Origin of the sequence: Metapseudomonas otitidis (assembly GCF_900111835.1) — a bacterium.
In the GTDB taxonomy this organism is placed as follows: Bacteria; Pseudomonadota; Gammaproteobacteria; order Pseudomonadales; family Pseudomonadaceae; genus Metapseudomonas; species Metapseudomonas otitidis.
The window spans coordinates 1-15137 of record NZ_FOJP01000003.1 but is presented as its reverse complement, the minus strand read 5'-3'; the positions used below and the strand labels follow the sequence as shown (position 1 = coordinate 15137).

Genomic DNA, 15137 nt, shown 5'->3' with positions numbered 1-15137 from the left:
CGTGCAATGTTCTGAGCCTCTCTTGAAATGGTCTTTCAAAGGCGGCGGGCACGGCGCAGCGCATGGGCGTTGTCGGCAGTGCGCCGGGCGCTGTCCCGCAGCAGGCGCCCACCGGCCAGCACCAGCCAGCAGGCGAGGATGAAGGGTGCGGTCATGGCCGGCAGCCCCAGGGCGGCGAAGCCGGGTTGCAGCAGCAGGCCCAGCCCCACCCCCAGCAGCACGTGGGGCAGGCTGCGGACACCCTGGCCGAGGGCGATGGCGATGAGTACGCCGTTGAGGCCGAACAGCCCACCCATCACGGCCGTGTGCGGCAGCGCCAGGGTCATGCCCAGCAGTAGCGCCGAGCCGGCGCCCAGCAGGGCCCAGGCCGCCACGCGCCAGCTGGCGAGGGCCAGGGCGGCGAGGACGCAGGCCCCGGCAGCGGGGCTGTCGAGGAAGATCACCTGGCCGAAGCTGCGCAACAGGGCGAGGCCACCGTCCGCCAGGGTCACCTGGGGCCAGGGCGTGTCGTCCGGCTGGGGCGGCGGCAGCAGGCCGGCCAGCCACAGGCTGATCCAGCCCAGCGCCACGAAGGGGCTGGTGTACACCGGCAGGCCGTCGTGGTGGCGCGAGGCACGCAGCAGAGGGCGCATCACCAGGCTCGACAGCCCGGCTGCGGCGATGACGAACAGCGGCAGCAGCGCCTCGCCCTCCAGGCGCAACCCGAGCAGCAGGCCCAGCAGGCAGCCGTTGTAGCCATAGAGGCCGGCGTCGAGGTCGTCAGGGGCTGCGCCCAGGCAACGGGCGATGAACCAGGCACTCCAGGTACCCAACACGGCGTAGGGCAGCAGGCTGGGTGCCCCGAGGAAGATGGCGAGCAGCAGCACGGCGCCGCAGCCCGGATGACGTTGCAGGAATACCTGGCTCACCCCGTTGAGGGGGCCGATGAACCAGCCCCGGAGGGTTGGGTGTGGGCTTCGCATGGTGGCAGTCGAAAGAACGCGTGGGACGGCTCGTGGGCACGTCAGGCGCGGCTCGCTGCATGGGCGGGCCGCGCCGGGGCTGGGAGGCGGCGGGCCGATACGTGCCGGCCCGCTTCACCTCAGGACAGTTGTTCGATACGCAGCAGGTTGGTGGAGCCGGGCGTGCCGAGGGGGACGCCGGCGGTGATCACCAGGGTGTCTCCCGTGCGGGCCATATTCTGGCCACGGGCGATCTCCAGGGCGGTGCCGGTGATCTCCTCGACGCGGTGCAGGCGGGCGTTGACCACCGAGTAGACACCCCAGGCCAGGGTCAGGCGCCGCGCCGTGGCCAGGTTCGGCGTCAGGCTGAGGATCGGCGCCTTGGGCCGTTCGCGGGAGGCGCGCAGGCTGGAGGCGCCGGACTCGGTGTAGTTCACCAGCACGGCCACGGGGAGGATGCTGCTGATGCGGCGGATGGCGCAACTGATGGCGTCGGAGGCCGTGGCTTCGGCCTGGGGGCGGGCCACGTCGAGCTGGCTCTGGAAGTCCGGGCCGTTCTCCACCTGGCGGATGATCTTGCTCATCATCTGCACCGTTTCCAGCGGGTAGTCGCCGGAGGCGGTCTCGGCCGACAGCATCACGGTGTCGGCGCCTTCGGCCACGGCGTGGGCCACGTCGGTGACTTCGGCGCGGGTCGGCGCCGGGGAGAAGCGCATGGACTCGAGCATCTGGGTCGCCACCACCACCGGCCGGCCGAGCTGGCGGCAGGTGCGGATGATGTCCTTCTGGATGCGCGGCACGTTCTCGGCCGGCACTTCGACCCCCAGGTCGCCACGGGCCACCATGATGGCGTCGCACAGGCGGGCGATGGCCTCCAGGTGCTGCACGGCGGAGGGCTTCTCGATCTTGGCCATCAGCGCGGCGCGGCCCTGGATCAGCTCGCGGGCTTCGACGATGTCCTCGGGGCGCTGGACGAACGACAGCGCCACCCAGTCCACGCCCAGCTCCAGGCCGAAGTCCAGGTCACGGCGGTCCTTGGCGGTCAGGGGGGAGAGCTGCAGCACCGCCTCGGGCACGTTCACGCCCTTGCGGTCGGACAGCTCGCCGCCGGCGATCACGCGGGTTTCCACCGCGTCGGCATGCTTGGCGGTCACCTGCAGGCGCAGGCGGCCGTCGTCCAGCAGCAGGCTCATGCCCGGCTCCAGGGCCTGGATGATCTCCGGGTGGGGCAGGTTGACCCGTTGGCTGTCGCCGGGGCGGGCGTCGAGGTCGAGGCGGAAGGCCTGGTCGCGCTCCAGCTGGACCTTGCCTTCGGCGAAGCGGCCGACCCGCAGCTTGGGCCCTTGCAGGTCCATGAGGATGCCGATGGGGTGGCCCAGCTCGCGTTCCACCTCGCGCACCCACTGGTAGCGCTGGGCGTGGTCGGCGTGCTCGCCGTGGCTGAAGTTCAGGCGGAACAGGTTGACGCCGGCCTTCACCAGGTCGCGGATGTCGTCGATGCCTTTGATCGCCGGCCCGAGGGTGGCGAGGATCTTCACTTTCTTGTCAGGCGTCATGTGCAGGGCTCTCAAGAATCAGGATGGCGCGGAAGTCGTTGACGTTGGTACGGGTCGGGCCGGTCACGATCAGCCCGTCGAGGGCGGCGAAATAGCCGTAGCCGTCGTTGTCGTCGAGGGCGTCGCGGGAGGACAGGCCGAGTGTCTGGGCGCGGGCGTGGCTCTCCGGGGTCATCAGGGCGCCGGCATTGTCCTCGGAACCGTCGATGCCGTCAGTGTCGCCTGCCAGGGCGTAGATGCCCGGGTGGCCCTTGAGGTCGTGGGCCAGGCTGAGGAGGAACTCGGCGTTGCGCCCGCCACGGCCGTTGCCGCGTACGGTGACGGTGGTCTCGCCGCCGGAGAGGATCACGCACGGCGGCTTGATCGGCTGGCCGTGGCGGGCGATCTGCCGGGCGATGCCGGCGTGGACCTTGGCCACCTCGCGGGATTCGCCCTCCAGGTCGCCGAGGATCAGCGGCGTCAGGCCGGCGGCGCGGACCTTGTCGGCGGCGGCGTCGAGGGATTGCTGGGGCGTGGCAATGAGCTGGAAGTGGCTGCGGGACAGGCACGGGTCACCGGGCTTGACCGTCTCCGAGCGCGGGTCCTGCAGCCAGGCGCGGACGTGGGCGGGTACCTCGATCTGGTAGCGGGCTAGGATCGCCAGGGCGTCGGCGGAGGTGGTCGGGTCGGCCACGGTGGGGCCGGAGGCGATCACCGTGGCCTCGTCGCCGGGCACGTCGGAGATGGCATAGGTGTAGACGGTGGCCGGCCAGCAGGCCTTGGCCAGGCGGCCGCCCTTGATGGCCGAGAGGTGCTTGCGCACGCAGTTCATCTCGGAGATGGAGGCGCCGGACCGGAGCAGGGCCTTGTTGACCTGCTGCTTGTCCTGGAGGGTGAGCCCTTCGGCCGGCAGGGCCAGCAGGGAGGAGCCGCCGCCGGAAAGCAGGAAGATCACCCGGTCCGCTTCGCTGAGGCCGCTGACCAGCTCCAGTACGCGCCGGGCCGTTTCCAGGCCGGCGGCGTCCGGCACCGGGTGGGCGGCTTCGACCACTTCGATGCGCCGGCAGTCGGCGCCGTGGCCGTAGCGGGTCACCACCAGGCCGGCGATCTCGCCCTGCCATTCGCGCTCGATCACTTCGGCCATGGCGGCGGCGGCCTTGCCGGCACCGATGACGATGACGCGGCCGGAACGGTCGGTGGGCAGGTGGTCGGCGAGGACCTGGCGGGGATGGGCGGCGGCGATGGCGGTGGCGAACAGGTCGCGCAGCAGGGCTTCGGGATTGAGCGGCATGAGGGGGCTCCAGGGCAGGGCAGTGGTTCGGGGGCTACCGTCGGCCTGGGGCGTCGGGCGGGCCGATCCCAGTCCCGAGCGGCCGGGGTGCGGGGCCGCTCGGGACTGGGATCGACCACCCTGGCCTCTGGCGCCGTGTCACCTCGGGCCAGGGCAGTCGATTGGGGTTCGCCGAGGATAAACCGATCCGTGGACCGGCTCATGCACCCGGCGGCAAACGCCTTACTCCTTGCGGATGGAGAAGTTGGCCATGTGCTCCAGGCCCTTGATCAGCGCGGAGTGGTCCCAGCCGCTGCCGCCCAGGGCGGCGCAGGTGCTGAACACCTGCTGGGCGTTGGCGGTGTTGGGCAGGTTGAGGCCCAGTTCGCGGGCGCCGGAGAGGGCCAGGTTGAGGTCCTTCTGGTGCAGGTTGATACGGAAGCCCGGATCGAAGGTGCCCTTGATCATGCGCTCGCCGTGCACTTCGAGGATCTTCGAGCCGGCGAAGCCGCCCATCAGCGCCTCACGCACCTTGGCCGGGTCGGCACCGTTGCGGGCGGCGAACAGCAGGGCCTCGGCAACGGCCTGGATGTTCAGCGCGACGATGATCTGGTTGGCCACCTTGGCGGTCTGGCCGTCACCGCTGCCGCCGACGCGGGTGATGTTCTTGCCCATGGCCTGGAACAGCGGCAGGGCGCGTTCGAAGGCATTCGGACAGCCGCCGACCATGATGCTCAGGGTCGCGGCCTTGGCGCCGACTTCACCGCCGGAGACGGGGGCGTCGAGGTAGGTGGCGCCGGTGGCCTTGATCTTCTCGGCGAAGGCCTTGGTGGCAGTGGGGGAGATGGAGCTCATGTCGATCACCACCTTGTTCGGGCCCACGCCTTCGGCGATGCCGTCCTTGCGGAACAGTACGTCTTCGACCTGCGGGGTGTCCGGCACCATGACGATGATGAACTCGGCTTCCTGGGCCACTTCGCGGGGGTTGGCCAGGGCGATGGCGCCGGCCTCGACGAGCGCGGCAGGGGCCTTGTCATGGTGGTTGGAGAGGAACAGCTGGTGGCCGGCTTTCTGCAGGTTCTGCGCCATGGGCAGGCCCATGATGCCGGTGCCGATGAATCCGATCTTGGCCATGTGGAATACCTCGTTATTAGATGGCGTTGTGGGTTTTCAGCCAGCCCAGGCCGGCGGCGGTCGTGGTGGCGGGCTTGTACTCGCAGCCGATCCAGCCCTGGTAGCCGATGCGGTCGAGGTGCTGGAAGAGGAAGCGGTAGTTGATCTCGCCGGTGCCCGGTTCGTGGCGGCCGGGGTTGTCGGCCAGCTGCACGTGGTGGATAGCGGGGAGGTTGCGTTCCAGGGTACGGGCCAGGTCTCCCTCCATGATTTGCATGTGGTAGATGTCGTACTGCAGGAACAGGTTGGGGCTGCCTACCTTCTCGCGGACATCCAGCGCCTGGCGGGTGGTCTGCAGGTAGAAGCCGGGGATGTCGAGGGTGTTGATCATCTCCATCACCAGCGTGATGCCGGCGGCTTCGAGGCGCTCGGCGGCGTATTCGAGGTTGTTGAGGAAGGTGTTCTCGATCACCTCGCAGCTGTGGCCCTGCGGGCGGATGCCGGCCAGGCAGTTGACCTGCTTGTTGCCCAGGACCTTGGCGTAGGCGATGGCCTTGTCGACGCCGGCGCGGAATTCCTCGATGCGATCGGGGTGGCAGGCGATGCCGCGCTCACCCTTGGCCCAGTCGCCGGCTGGCAGGTTGAACAGCACCTGCTCCAGGCCGTTGGCGTCCAGGCGGGCCTTGATCTCCTCGGCCGGGTAGTCATAGGGGAAGAGGTACTCGACGCCGCTGAAGCCGGCTTCGGCGGCGGCGGCGAAACGGTCCAAGAAGTCCACCTCGGTGAACAGCATGGACAGGTTGGCAGCGAAACGGGGCATGAAGATTCTCCTCGGTAGACGCCCCTCTCCCGCCACGAACGGGAGAGGGGAGGTGGCTCGTCAGTCCAGCAGCGAGATGGCAGTGGGGGCGTCGGCGCCGGTCAGGGCCAGCTCTTCGAACTCGTTGACGGCATTGATCTCGGTGCCCATGGAGATGTTGGTGACACGCTCCAGGATGACCTCCACCACCACCGGTACGCGGAACTCCGCCATCAGCTTGCGGGCCTGGGCGAAGGCGGCCTGCAGGTCGTTGGCGTCGAACACGCGGATGGCCTTGCAACCCAGGCCCTCGACCACGGCGACGTGGTCCACGCCGTAGCCGTTCAGCTCCGGTGCGTTGACGTTCTCGAAGGACAGCTGCACGCAGTAGTCGATCTCGAAGCCGCGCTGCGCCTGGCGGATCAGCCCCAGGTAGGAGTTGTTCACCAGCACGTGGATGTAGGGCAGGTTGAACTGCGCGCCGGCGGCCAGCTCCACGATCATGAACTGGAAGTCGTAGTCGCCGGAGAGGGCGACCACCTGGCGCTGCGGATCGGCCTTGACCACGCCGAGGGCGGCGGGGATGGTCCAGCCCAGCGGGCCGGCCTGGCCGCAGTTGATCCAGTGGCGCGGCTTGTAGACGTGCAGGAACTGGGCACCGGCGATCTGCGACAGGCCGATGGTGCTGACGTAGCAGGTGTCCTTGCCGAAGAACTCGTTCATCTCCTCGTACACGCGCTGGGGCTTCACCGGCACGTTGTCGAAGTGGGTCTTGCGCAGCAGGGTGCGCTTGCGCTCGCGGCAGGATTCGACCCAGGCGCTACGGTCCTTCAGCTTGCCGGCGGCCTTCCACTCGCGGGCGACTTCGAGGAAGGCGTCCAGGGCGGCGGCGGCGTCGGAGACGATGCCCAGGTCGGGGGTGAACACGCGGCCGATCTGGGTCGGTTCGATGTCCACGTGGATGAAGCGGCGGCCCTGGGTGTAGACGTCCACGGAGCCGGTGTGGCGGTTGGCCCAGCGGTTGCCGATGCCGAACACCAGGTCGGACTCCAGCAGGGTGGCGTTGCCGTAGCGGTGGGAGGTCTGCAGGCCGCACATGCCGGCCATCAGCGGGTGGTCGTCGGGGATGGTGCCCCAGCCCATCAGGGTCGGGATGACCGGCACGCCGGTCAGCTCGGCGAACTCCACCAGGCGCTCGGAGGCGTCGGCGTTGATGATGCCGCCACCGGCCACCAGCACCGGGCGCTCGGCGTCGTTGAGCATCGCCAGGGCCTTCTCGGCCTGGATGCGGCTGGCGCTGGGCTTGTTCACGGCCAGCGGCTGGTAGGCCTCGATGTCGAATTCGATCTCGGCCATCTGCACGTCGAACGGCAGGTCGATCAGCACCGGGCCGGGGCGGCCGCTGCGCATTTCGAAGAAGGCCTTCTGGAAGGCGTAGGGCACCTGGCCCGGCTCGAGGACGGTGGTCGCCCACTTGGTCACCGGCTTGACGATGTTGGTGATGTCGACGGCCTGGAAGTCCTCCTTGTGCAGGCGGGCGCGAGGTGCCTGGCCGGTGATGCAGAGGATCGGGATGGAGTCGGCGGAGGCGGAGTACAGGCCGGTGACCATGTCGGTGCCCGCCGGGCCGGAGGTGCCGATGCACACGCCGATGTTGCCCGGGTTGGTGCGGGTGTAGCCCTCGGCCATGTGGGAGGCGCCTTCGACGTGGCGGGCCAGCACATGGTCAACACCGCCGATCTTGTTCAGGGCGGCGTACAGCGGGTTGATCGCGGCGCCGGGTACGCCGAACGCAGTGTCGACGCCTTCGCGGCGCATCACCAGAACGGCAGCCTCGATTGCTCTCATTTTGGCCATGTTTTGTGCCTCGTTTATTGTGAAAATTGTATACAAGTCGTGTTGGCGGATTCTATTCAGGCGTTCGAGAACGGGTCAAGAAGATTTCCAGGGGAGATGGACGAAGGGAGCGCTTTCTTTAAAACGCCCGTTTGACGCGGGGTTCAGGCTGGCTATCGGCTACCGCTCATCTTGTTTGTATACAAAAAGCACGATCATTGTATTTTTGTGTTGATTTTTTTGTATTGCCTGATTTACTCCGGCGAATGCCTCCAGCAGCGCCTGACGAGCAGGGCCTGATGCCCCTTGGGTGCGCTTAGGAGCGACCGGACCATCATCTGACCGAGGAAGCCTCGCCATGAGCACCCTGTCCCTGGAAACCGCCATGAGCATCACCCACCGCGCGCTGGAGGCCGGGCGCGCCCTGCGTGCCGCGCCGCTGACCATTGCCGTGCTCGACGCCGGCGGGCACCTGATCGCCCTGCAGCGCGAGGACGGCGCCAGCATGCTTCGACCGCAGATCGCCATCGGCAAGGCCTGGGGCGCGGTGGCGTTGGGCAAGGGCTCCCGGCTGATTGCGGCGGACGCCCAGCAGCGCCCGGCCTTCATCGGTGCCGTCAACCACCTGGCCGACGGCAACCTGGTGCCGGCACCGGGGGGCGTGCTGATCCGCGACCCGGCGGGGGAGGTGATCGGGGCGGTGGGCATCAGCGGCGACACCTCCGACATCGACGAGCAGTGCGCCGTCTCGGGCGTGGAGGCGGTCGGTCTGAGGGCCGACGCCGGCCTGCCGGCCTGACTTCTGGCGCGCCGGGGCTTGCGGCGAAGCCGTCGCAAGCCTAGGATGCGCGCCGTCCCTTCTGCTGCTGACGGACATGCTGCATCGCCCTGATCGGGCGGTGCCTGTTTTCGTCCATCGAAAAAGCAGCGTCATGAACAAGACCCCTTTCAAGCGGATCCAGCAGAAGCTGGCCCGCAGCGGCGTGGCCATCAGCCGCGTCAACGGCAATACCCTTTCGATCGCTTCCCTGAACCGCGCCGGCCTCGACGCGCGCATCCTGCTGCCCGAATCCCTGCCCATCGAGGAAAAGGCGGTGCAGCAACTGCTCGACTTCGCAGGCGTCCGTCATCCGTTGGGTGGCGAGGTGCGCTGTGCCTGTGCGACACCGGATTTCCATGCCGGTACCAGCATCCCGGTCGGTGCGGTGATCGTCACCAGCCCGGACATGGTGATCCCGCAGAGCATCGGCACCGACATCAACTGCGGCATGCGCCTGCACCGGCTGGGCCTCGACTACGAGCGCTTCCTGTCACGCAAGGCCGACTGGGTGGAGCGCGTCCGCGGCGACCTGCTGGACGGCACCCGCAACATTCCCACGGCGCCGGGCGACATGACGGCGCTGTTCGCCGGCGGGCTGGGCGACTTTTGGGCGTCGCTGCGCCAACGGGGCGAGCGCGAGGGGCTGTTCGGGCACCTCGACTACGCCCAGGTGATGGCGGAGCTGGCGCAGTTGCACCCGTCGTCGTTCGAGCGCGGCGAAGCCCGCCATGCACCCGCAGCCCTGCAGGACCCGGCCCGCCCGCGCCTGCGCGATCCGGGCCTGGGCACGGTGGGTGGCGGCAACCACTTCGTCGAGGTGCAGGTGGTGACCGAGCTGGTGGACCGCCGTGCCTGCTTCGAGCGCGGCCTGTCGGTGGGGCAGGTGGTGCTGATGATCCACACCGGCTCCCGCGACGTGGGCTTCCATGTCGGGCGGCGCTGGATGGACAAGGCCCGCGAGCTGTGGCCGAAGGGCATCCGCCACCCCGAGTCGCGGGTGTTCGCCCTGCTCGGGCCCATGGCCGATGAGTACCTGGCGGCGATGCATGCGGCCGCCCACTACGCCGATGCCAATCGCGCGCTGATCGCCGAGATGGTGCGCCAGCGCACCCGCGAGGTGTTCGGCACGGACATCGAGGCGCCGCTGCTGGTGGACGTGCCGCACAACATCGTGCTGCGGGAGTCGGTGGGCAACGTTCATCGCAAGGGCGCGACGCCAGCCTATGCCGGGCAGGACCTGCTGATTCCCGGCAGCATGGGGCACGACTCCTACCTGCTCAGGGGGCTGGGCAACGCGCAGTGGCTGCGCTCGGCCAGCCACGGGGCGGGGCGTTCGATGTCCCGCAGCGAGGTCCGCCTGCAGGCGCGTCGCGCACCGGATGGGCTGGGGCTGGACCGGGTGCAGTGCATCACCCGTCGCGAGGAGCGGCTGATCGAGGAGGCGCCCGGCGCCTACAAGGAGATCGGCGAGGTGGTGCGTGCCCAGGTGGAGGAGGAGACGGTCGCGGTGATCGCCCGCTTCAGCCCGATCCTCACCTTCAAGGCTTGAGGGGTGGTCAGGCGCTCTGCCGTTCGGGCGCCGGCTTCACCTCGCAGCCATTGAGCACCAGGCGGATGATGGTGTCGGCGGCGGCGTCGTAGTCGGTGTCGCTGAGGCTGGCCTTGCCGGTGACGACGGAAATCTGCCAGTCGAAGTCGGCATAGGTCTGGGTCGCGGCCCAGATGCTGAACATCAGATGGTTGGGATCGACGGGGGCCATCAGGCCCTGGTCGATCCAGCCCTGGATGCAGGCGATGTTGTGGCGGGCCTGTTCGTTGAGTTGCGCGGTGCGCTCGGCGGACAGGTGCGGCGCGCCGTGCATGATCTCGCTGGCGAACACCTTGGAGGCGTGGGGCAGGTCGCGGGAGATGCGGATCTTGGAGCGGATGTAGGCCCGCAGGACCTGGTCCGGGTGGCCGCCTTCGTTGAACGGGTGGGAGGCTGCCAGCAGGGGCTCGACGATGCTCTCGAGCACTTCCCGGTAGAGGTTTTCCTTGGACTTGAAGTAGTAGTAGACGTTGGGCTTGGGCAAGCCTGCCTTGGCGGCGATGTCACTGGTCTTGGTCGCGGCGAATCCCTTGTCGGCGAACTCCTCGCTGGCCGCGCTCAGGATCAGCTCTCTATTGCGCTCGCGAATACTGCTCACATCTGCTCCTTGGTTCACTCGCCGAGGGCCCTCACGGTCGGCTGGCGAGCGGGCGGGCATGGTAGCACCGGCTTTCCCGCGCTCTCAAGCAAGCTACGGGCAGCCTTTTGGCGGGTTCCGGCCCCGCATTCCTGTATACAAAAAGTGTTTTTTCTGCTCTTATCTGCCGATCCGTCCATGCCGCCGGGTCCCGACCGGCGCGTGCTGCGGCAGGCTTCAAGATGCCAGACCACACCTTGCGCGACCCCTTCGGTCGCTCCATCACCTACCTGCGTCTTTCGGTCACCGACCGGTGCGATTTCCGTTGCACCTACTGCATGAGCGAAGACATGGTCTTCGCGCCGCGCGCCCAGATCCTCAGCCTCGAAGAGCTGTACACCGTCGCCGATGCCTTCATCGGCCTGGGCGTGAAGCGCATCCGCGTCACTGGCGGCGAGCCGCTGGTGCGCAAGGGCCTCACCGGGTTGCTTGGCCGCCTGGGCCAGCGTCGCGAGCTCGACGACCTGGCCATCACCACCAACGGTTCGCAGCTGGCGCACATGGCCGCCGACCTGCGCGGTGCCGGCGTCACCCGGCTGAACGTGAGCCTCGATTCCCTACAGCGCGAACGCTTTGCCGCCTTCACCCGGCGTGATCGGCTCGACCAGGTGCTGGCGGGCATCGATGCGGCGCGTGGGGCCGGCTTCCGGCGCATCAAGCTCAACAGCGTGGTGCAGAAGGGCCGCAACGATGACGAGGTGGAGGACCTGGTGGCCTTCGCCGTCGAGCGCGGCCTGGACATCAGCTTCATCGAAGAGATGCCCCTGGGCAGCATCTCCAGCCATGAGCGCAAGGTCACCCTGTGCACCTCGGAGGAGGTGCGCGAGCGGGTGGCGCAACGTTTCGAGCTGCTGCCCAGCAGCCACCGCACCGGCGGCCCGTCGCGCTACTACCAGGTGGTCGGCAGCGACACCCACGTCGGCTTCATCTCACCCCACAGCCGCAACTTCTGCGGTGATTGCAACCGGGTGCGGGTCACCGCCGAGGGCAAGCTGGTGCTGTGCCTGGGCAGTGACGGCGCGCTCGACCTGAAGGCATTGATCCGTCGCCACCCCGGCGATTCGGACAGGCTGCGCTCGGCCCTGGTGGAGGCGCTCCGGCTCAAGCCGGAACGGCACCACTTCGAAGCCGACCAGCAAGTGCAGGTGGTCCGCTTCATGAGCGCCACCGGCGGCTGATCGAGACGCCGGACCGCTTCCCGCATTCCCCCTGAACCGCTGAGTGCCCTGTCGGGCGCTGGGTTGGGCTGCGGCCGGCCTTTCGATTCGCCGACTGACCATTCCCTGAACAACAAGATCGCCCACGAGGGCGGAGGAGAGTACGCATGGGCAAGACATTGCTGGTGAAGAACGCCGACCTGCTGGTCACCATGGACGGCGAACGCCGCGAGATCCGGCAGGGCGGCCTGTTCATCGAGGACAACGTCATCCGCCAGGTGGGGCCGAGCGCCGAACTGCCCCAGAGCGCCGACGAGGTGCTGGACATGACCGGCAAGGTGGTGATCCCTGGCCTGGTCAACACCCACCACCACATGTACCAGAGCCTCACCCGTGTGGTGCCGGCCGCCCAGGACGGCGAGCTGTTCAACTGGCTGACCAACCTCTACCCCATCTGGGCACGGCTGACGCCGGAGATGATCGGGGTGTCCACCCAGACGGCCATGGCCGAGCTGATCCTCTCCGGCTGCACCACCTCCAGCGACCACCTCTACATCTATCCCAATGGCTGCAAGCTGGATGACAGCATCCACGCCGCCCGCGAGATCGGCATGCGCTTCCACGCCGCCCGCGGCAGCATGAGCGTCGGTCGCAGCCAGGGTGGCCTGCCGCCGGATTCGGTGGTGGAGAAGGAGGCGGACATCCTCAAGGAGTCCCAGCGCCTGATCGAGGACTACCACGACGCTTCCCACGGTTCGATGCTGCGGGTCGTGGTGGCGCCGTGCTCGCCCTTCTCGGTGAGCCGTGACCTGATGCGCGAGGCCGCCGTGCTGGCCCGCCAGTACGGTGTCTCCCTGCACACCCATCTGGCGGAGAACGTCAACGACATCGCCTACAGCCGCGAGAAGTTCGGCATGACGCCCGCCGAGTACGCCGAGGACCTGGGCTGGGTCGGCCATGACGTGTGGCACGCCCACTGCGTGCAGCTGGACCAGCACGGCATCGACCTGTTCGCCCGCACCGGTACCGGCGTCGCCCATTGCCCGTGCTCGAACATGCGCCTGGCCTCGGGCATCGCGCCGATCCGCCGCATGCGCGATGCGGGTGTGCCGGTGGGCCTCGGTGTGGACGGCTCGGCCTCCAACGACGGCGCCAGCATGATCGGCGAGGTGCGCCAGGCGCTGCTGCTGCAGCGGGTCGGCTTCGGTCCGGACGCCATGACCGCCCGCGAGGCGCTGGAAATCGCCACCCTGGGCGGTGCCAAGGTGCTCAACCGCGACGACATCGGCGCCCTGGCGCCGGGCATGGCGGCGGACTTCGTGGCCTTCGACCTGGGGCACGTGGCCTATGCCGGGGCTCATCACGACCCGCTGGCTGCGCTGGTCTTCTGCACGCCGACCCAGGTCTCCACCAGCGTGATCAACGGGCGGGTGGTGGTGCGGGATGGCCAGTTGCTGACGGTCGACCTGCCCGTGGTGCTCGAGCGCCACAACCGCCTGGCCCGCCAACTGGTGACCGGTGAATGAGGCGCCGCAGGTCGATTCCCGGCAGGCTCGCCTGTGCGGGCTTGCTGGTGGGCGTGCTGCCGCTGGCGGCGCAGGCCCAGGGCTATGTGGTAGGTGTCGAGAACCTGGCGTTCCAACCTCACTACCAGCTCGATGAGAGCGGGCAGTACCGCGGCTTCGGCCGCGACCTGCTGGACCTGTTCGCCCGCAGCGAGGGCCTGCAGCTGGAGTACCGGCCATTACCGGTCAACGAGCTGGCGCAGCGGGCGGCGGCGGGGGAGGTGGACCTGCGCTACCCGGACAACCCCGAGTGGGCTGGTGCGGCGGCGCCCGGGTACGCGCCCACCTACAGTACGCCGGTGGTGGCCTACGTGGATGGCGTGCTGGTGGACCCGCGACATGCTGGCCAGGGGCTCGACGGCATCCGTCGGCTGGCCCTGGTGAAGGGCTGGACGCCCCGGGGCTACCAGTCGCGTATCGAGGCGGGGCAGGTCCAGCCGGTGGAGGCCCGTGACCTGCGGCAGATGATCAACCAGACCCTGCGGCGGGACACGGATGGCGCCTACTTCAATGTGGTGGTCGCCACCTATTACCTGGACAACGTCCGGGCCCGCCCGGGTGCGCTGGTGTTCGACCCTTCGCTGCCCCACACCCGCAGCCATTTCCACCTGTCGTCCGTACGCCACCCCGAACTGGTGCAGCGCTTCGATCGCTTCCTGGGCGAACACGCACAGGAGGTGGCGGCATTGAAGGCTCGCTATCGCGTTGAGGCCAACCTGGACTCGGCCTACATGGGCATGGAGCAGTGGAAGGTGGACTTCCTCGAACGGCAGAAGCGCAAGGAGGCGCAAGGGCAGTAACGCCGGTGGGCGAAAAGCTTGAACCGTCCCTCGGGTCGCCCTGTCCACCAATACGAAGGCCGGGCGACCGCCGGCCGCCCGTCAACCGGAAAGAGGACTGCACGATGAACAACGAGCACGCCATTGATGCGCTGAACGAACTGATCGAGACCAGCAAGGACGGTGAGAAGGGCTTCCTCGAATGCGCCGAGCACGTGAAGACCCCACAGCTCAAGGCCACCCTGACCGAGCGCTCGCGGGAGTGCGGCCGTGCCACCGCCGAGCTTCAGCAGATGGTACGCAGCCTGGGGGGCGAGCCCGAGTCGTCCTCCAGCGTGGCGGGTGCCCTGCACCGCCGCTGGGTGGACCTCAAGGCGCTGGTGACCGGCAAGAGCGAGGAGGCCATTCTCAACGAGTGCGAGCGTGGCGAGGATGTGGCGCTCAAGCATTACCGCGAGGCGCTGGGCAAGGAGCTGCCGACCGAGGCACGCACCTTGGTCGAGCGGCAGCTGCTGGGCGTCCAGCGCAACCATGACCAGATCAAGGCGCTGCGCAACCTGGCTCGCGCCAGCTGATCGAAGCGGTTTCAAGCGAGGGGACGGCGCGCAGGCGCCGTCCCCTTTTTCATGGCGCGATCAGAAGTGCACCTTGACCAGCAGGCTGGCGGTGTTCTGGTCGGTGCCGCCGAGGATCGTGTCGCCCAGGTAGCTGTTGTCGTCGATGCCGTACTTGTTGCTCCAGTAGTCGTACTCGACACCGACGTAGAGCTGCTTGGCGCCTAGGTCCAGGGCCTTGCCCAGGTCGTACTTGATCTGCGGGTTGAAGTGCAGGTTGGCGTGCAGGTCGTTGGGGCGGTTGGTGGTGGCGTCCTTGTTGTTCCAGACCCAGTCCATGAAGCCGTCGATGAGGATGTCGGACTTGCCCACCGGCACGGTGTAGGACCACACCGGGGTGACCTGCCACTGGCCGGACGGGTTCTTGGTGATGCCGTCGGGTTTGCGGTAGTAGAAGTTCAGCTGGAAGTAGTCGAAGCCGGGCAGGGCCAGGTCGAAGCCCGGGCCGAGCAGGTAGTTCTGGTTGCGGTTCTCGCCACGCTC

At 68.2% G+C, this 15137-nt stretch carries 13 protein-coding genes and 1 pseudogene; 6 read left to right on the top strand and 8 right to left on the bottom strand.

The window, feature by feature from the left end:
* Nucleotides 1-35: 35 nt before the first annotated feature.
* From BM198_RS04310 to gcl, 6 genes are all read right to left on the bottom strand, one after another.
* Entirely contained in the window at nt 36-962 is a 927-nt protein-coding gene (locus BM198_RS04310; protein WP_074968089.1) for an urea transporter, read from the bottom strand.
* Nucleotides 963-1081: 119 nt separating this feature from the next.
* Nucleotides 1082-2497: a pyruvate kinase gene (gene pyk, locus BM198_RS04305; protein WP_044404267.1), complete on the bottom strand. Its 1416-nt coding sequence runs from the start codon at nt 2495-2497 to the stop codon at nt 1082-1084.
* The gene (locus tag BM198_RS04300; RefSeq protein WP_074968087.1) at nt 2487-3767 is read right to left on the bottom strand and encodes a glycerate kinase type-2 family protein; all 1281 of its coding nucleotides are present in this window, start codon (nt 3765-3767) and stop codon (nt 2487-2489) included. Before BM198_RS04300 ends, pyk begins: the two co-directional genes overlap by 11 nt.
* A gap of 222 nt (nt 3768-3989) precedes the next feature.
* The gene (locus tag BM198_RS04295) at nt 3990-4880 is read right to left on the bottom strand and encodes a 2-hydroxy-3-oxopropionate reductase (RefSeq protein ID WP_069564510.1); all 891 of its coding nucleotides are present in this window, start codon (nt 4878-4880) and stop codon (nt 3990-3992) included.
* Between the two features lie 16 nt (nt 4881-4896).
* Complete coding sequence (gene hyi, locus BM198_RS04290) at nt 4897-5679, bottom strand: hydroxypyruvate isomerase (protein WP_044404276.1); 783 nt, start codon at nt 5677-5679, stop codon at nt 4897-4899.
* Between the two features lie 60 nt (nt 5680-5739).
* Entirely contained in the window at nt 5740-7515 is a 1776-nt protein-coding gene (gene gcl / locus BM198_RS04285; RefSeq protein WP_074968085.1) for a glyoxylate carboligase, read from the bottom strand.
* Nucleotides 7516-7852: 337 nt separating this feature from the next.
* On the opposite strand from gcl, the gene BM198_RS04280 reads away from it, so the two are divergent.
* Both BM198_RS04280 and BM198_RS04275 read left to right on the top strand, forming a co-directional pair.
* Nucleotides 7853-8293: a GlcG/HbpS family heme-binding protein gene (locus tag BM198_RS04280; RefSeq protein ID WP_044404282.1), complete on the top strand. Its 441-nt coding sequence runs from the start codon at nt 7853-7855 to the stop codon at nt 8291-8293.
* 133 nt (nt 8294-8426) lie between these two features.
* Nucleotides 8427-9863 carry an RtcB family protein gene (locus tag BM198_RS04275; protein WP_074968083.1) on the top strand — a complete coding sequence of 479 codons (1437 nt, stop codon included), beginning with the start codon at nt 8427-8429 and terminating at the stop codon, nt 9861-9863.
* 7 nt (nt 9864-9870) lie between these two features.
* Here the strand turns inward: BM198_RS04275 and BM198_RS04270 are convergent, their stop codons facing one another.
* Complete coding sequence (locus tag BM198_RS04270; protein WP_074968081.1) at nt 9871-10500, bottom strand: TetR/AcrR family transcriptional regulator; 630 nt, start codon at nt 10498-10500, stop codon at nt 9871-9873.
* Nucleotides 10501-10721: 221 nt separating this feature from the next.
* Between BM198_RS04270 and moaA the strand changes: the two genes are divergently transcribed.
* From moaA to BM198_RS04250, 4 genes are all read left to right on the top strand, one after another.
* Nucleotides 10722-11717: a GTP 3',8-cyclase MoaA gene (gene moaA, locus BM198_RS04265; RefSeq protein ID WP_074968079.1), complete on the top strand. Its 996-nt coding sequence runs from the start codon at nt 10722-10724 to the stop codon at nt 11715-11717.
* A 146-nt stretch (nt 11718-11863) separates the two neighbouring features.
* A complete protein-coding gene (locus tag BM198_RS04260) occupies nt 11864-13222 on the top strand; it encodes an 8-oxoguanine deaminase (protein ID WP_044404294.1) in 1359 nt (452 codons plus the stop codon).
* Nucleotides 13219-14061 carry a substrate-binding periplasmic protein gene (locus BM198_RS04255; protein WP_083422328.1) on the top strand — a complete coding sequence of 281 codons (843 nt, stop codon included), beginning with the start codon at nt 13219-13221 and terminating at the stop codon, nt 14059-14061. The genes BM198_RS04260 and BM198_RS04255 overlap by 4 nt, the downstream gene beginning before the upstream one ends.
* A 104-nt stretch (nt 14062-14165) precedes the next feature.
* On the top strand, nt 14166-14615 hold the full coding sequence (locus BM198_RS04250) for a ferritin-like domain-containing protein (protein ID WP_074968075.1): 450 nt from the start codon (nt 14166-14168) through the stop codon (nt 14613-14615).
* Between the two features lie 60 nt (nt 14616-14675).
* On the opposite strand, the pseudogene BM198_RS04245 reads toward BM198_RS04250, so the two are convergent.
* Nucleotides 14676-15137, bottom strand: a pseudogene (locus BM198_RS04245) (outer membrane protein OmpK); the annotation flags it as partial.

What these genes read in the sequence shown, in the direction of transcription:
- BM198_RS04310 (WP_074968089.1), bottom strand. Translation starts at nt 962, where the DNA reads ATGCGAAGCCCACACCCAACCCTCCGGGGCTGGTTCATCGGCCCCCTC.
- pyk (WP_044404267.1), bottom strand. Translation starts at nt 2,497, where the DNA reads ATGACGCCTGACAAGAAAGTGAAGATCCTCGCCACCCTCGGGCCGGCG.
- BM198_RS04300 (WP_074968087.1), bottom strand. Translation starts at nt 3,767, where the DNA reads ATGCCGCTCAATCCCGAAGCCCTGCTGCGCGACCTGTTCGCCACCGCC.
- BM198_RS04295 (WP_069564510.1), bottom strand. Translation starts at nt 4,880, where the DNA reads ATGGCCAAGATCGGATTCATCGGCACCGGCATCATGGGCCTGCCCATG.
- hyi (WP_044404276.1), bottom strand. Translation starts at nt 5,679, where the DNA reads ATGCCCCGTTTCGCTGCCAACCTGTCCATGCTGTTCACCGAGGTGGAC.
- gcl (WP_074968085.1), bottom strand. Translation starts at nt 7,515, where the DNA reads ATGGCCAAAATGAGAGCAATCGAGGCTGCCGTTCTGGTGATGCGCCGC.
- BM198_RS04280 (WP_044404282.1), top strand. Translation starts at nt 7,853, where the DNA reads ATGAGCACCCTGTCCCTGGAAACCGCCATGAGCATCACCCACCGCGCG.
- BM198_RS04275 (WP_074968083.1), top strand. Translation starts at nt 8,427, where the DNA reads ATGAACAAGACCCCTTTCAAGCGGATCCAGCAGAAGCTGGCCCGCAGC.
- moaA (WP_074968079.1), top strand. Translation starts at nt 10,722, where the DNA reads ATGCCAGACCACACCTTGCGCGACCCCTTCGGTCGCTCCATCACCTAC.
- BM198_RS04260 (WP_044404294.1), top strand. Translation starts at nt 11,864, where the DNA reads ATGGGCAAGACATTGCTGGTGAAGAACGCCGACCTGCTGGTCACCATG.
- BM198_RS04255 (WP_083422328.1), top strand. Translation starts at nt 13,219, where the DNA reads ATGAGGCGCCGCAGGTCGATTCCCGGCAGGCTCGCCTGTGCGGGCTTG.
- BM198_RS04250 (WP_074968075.1), top strand. Translation starts at nt 14,166, where the DNA reads ATGAACAACGAGCACGCCATTGATGCGCTGAACGAACTGATCGAGACC.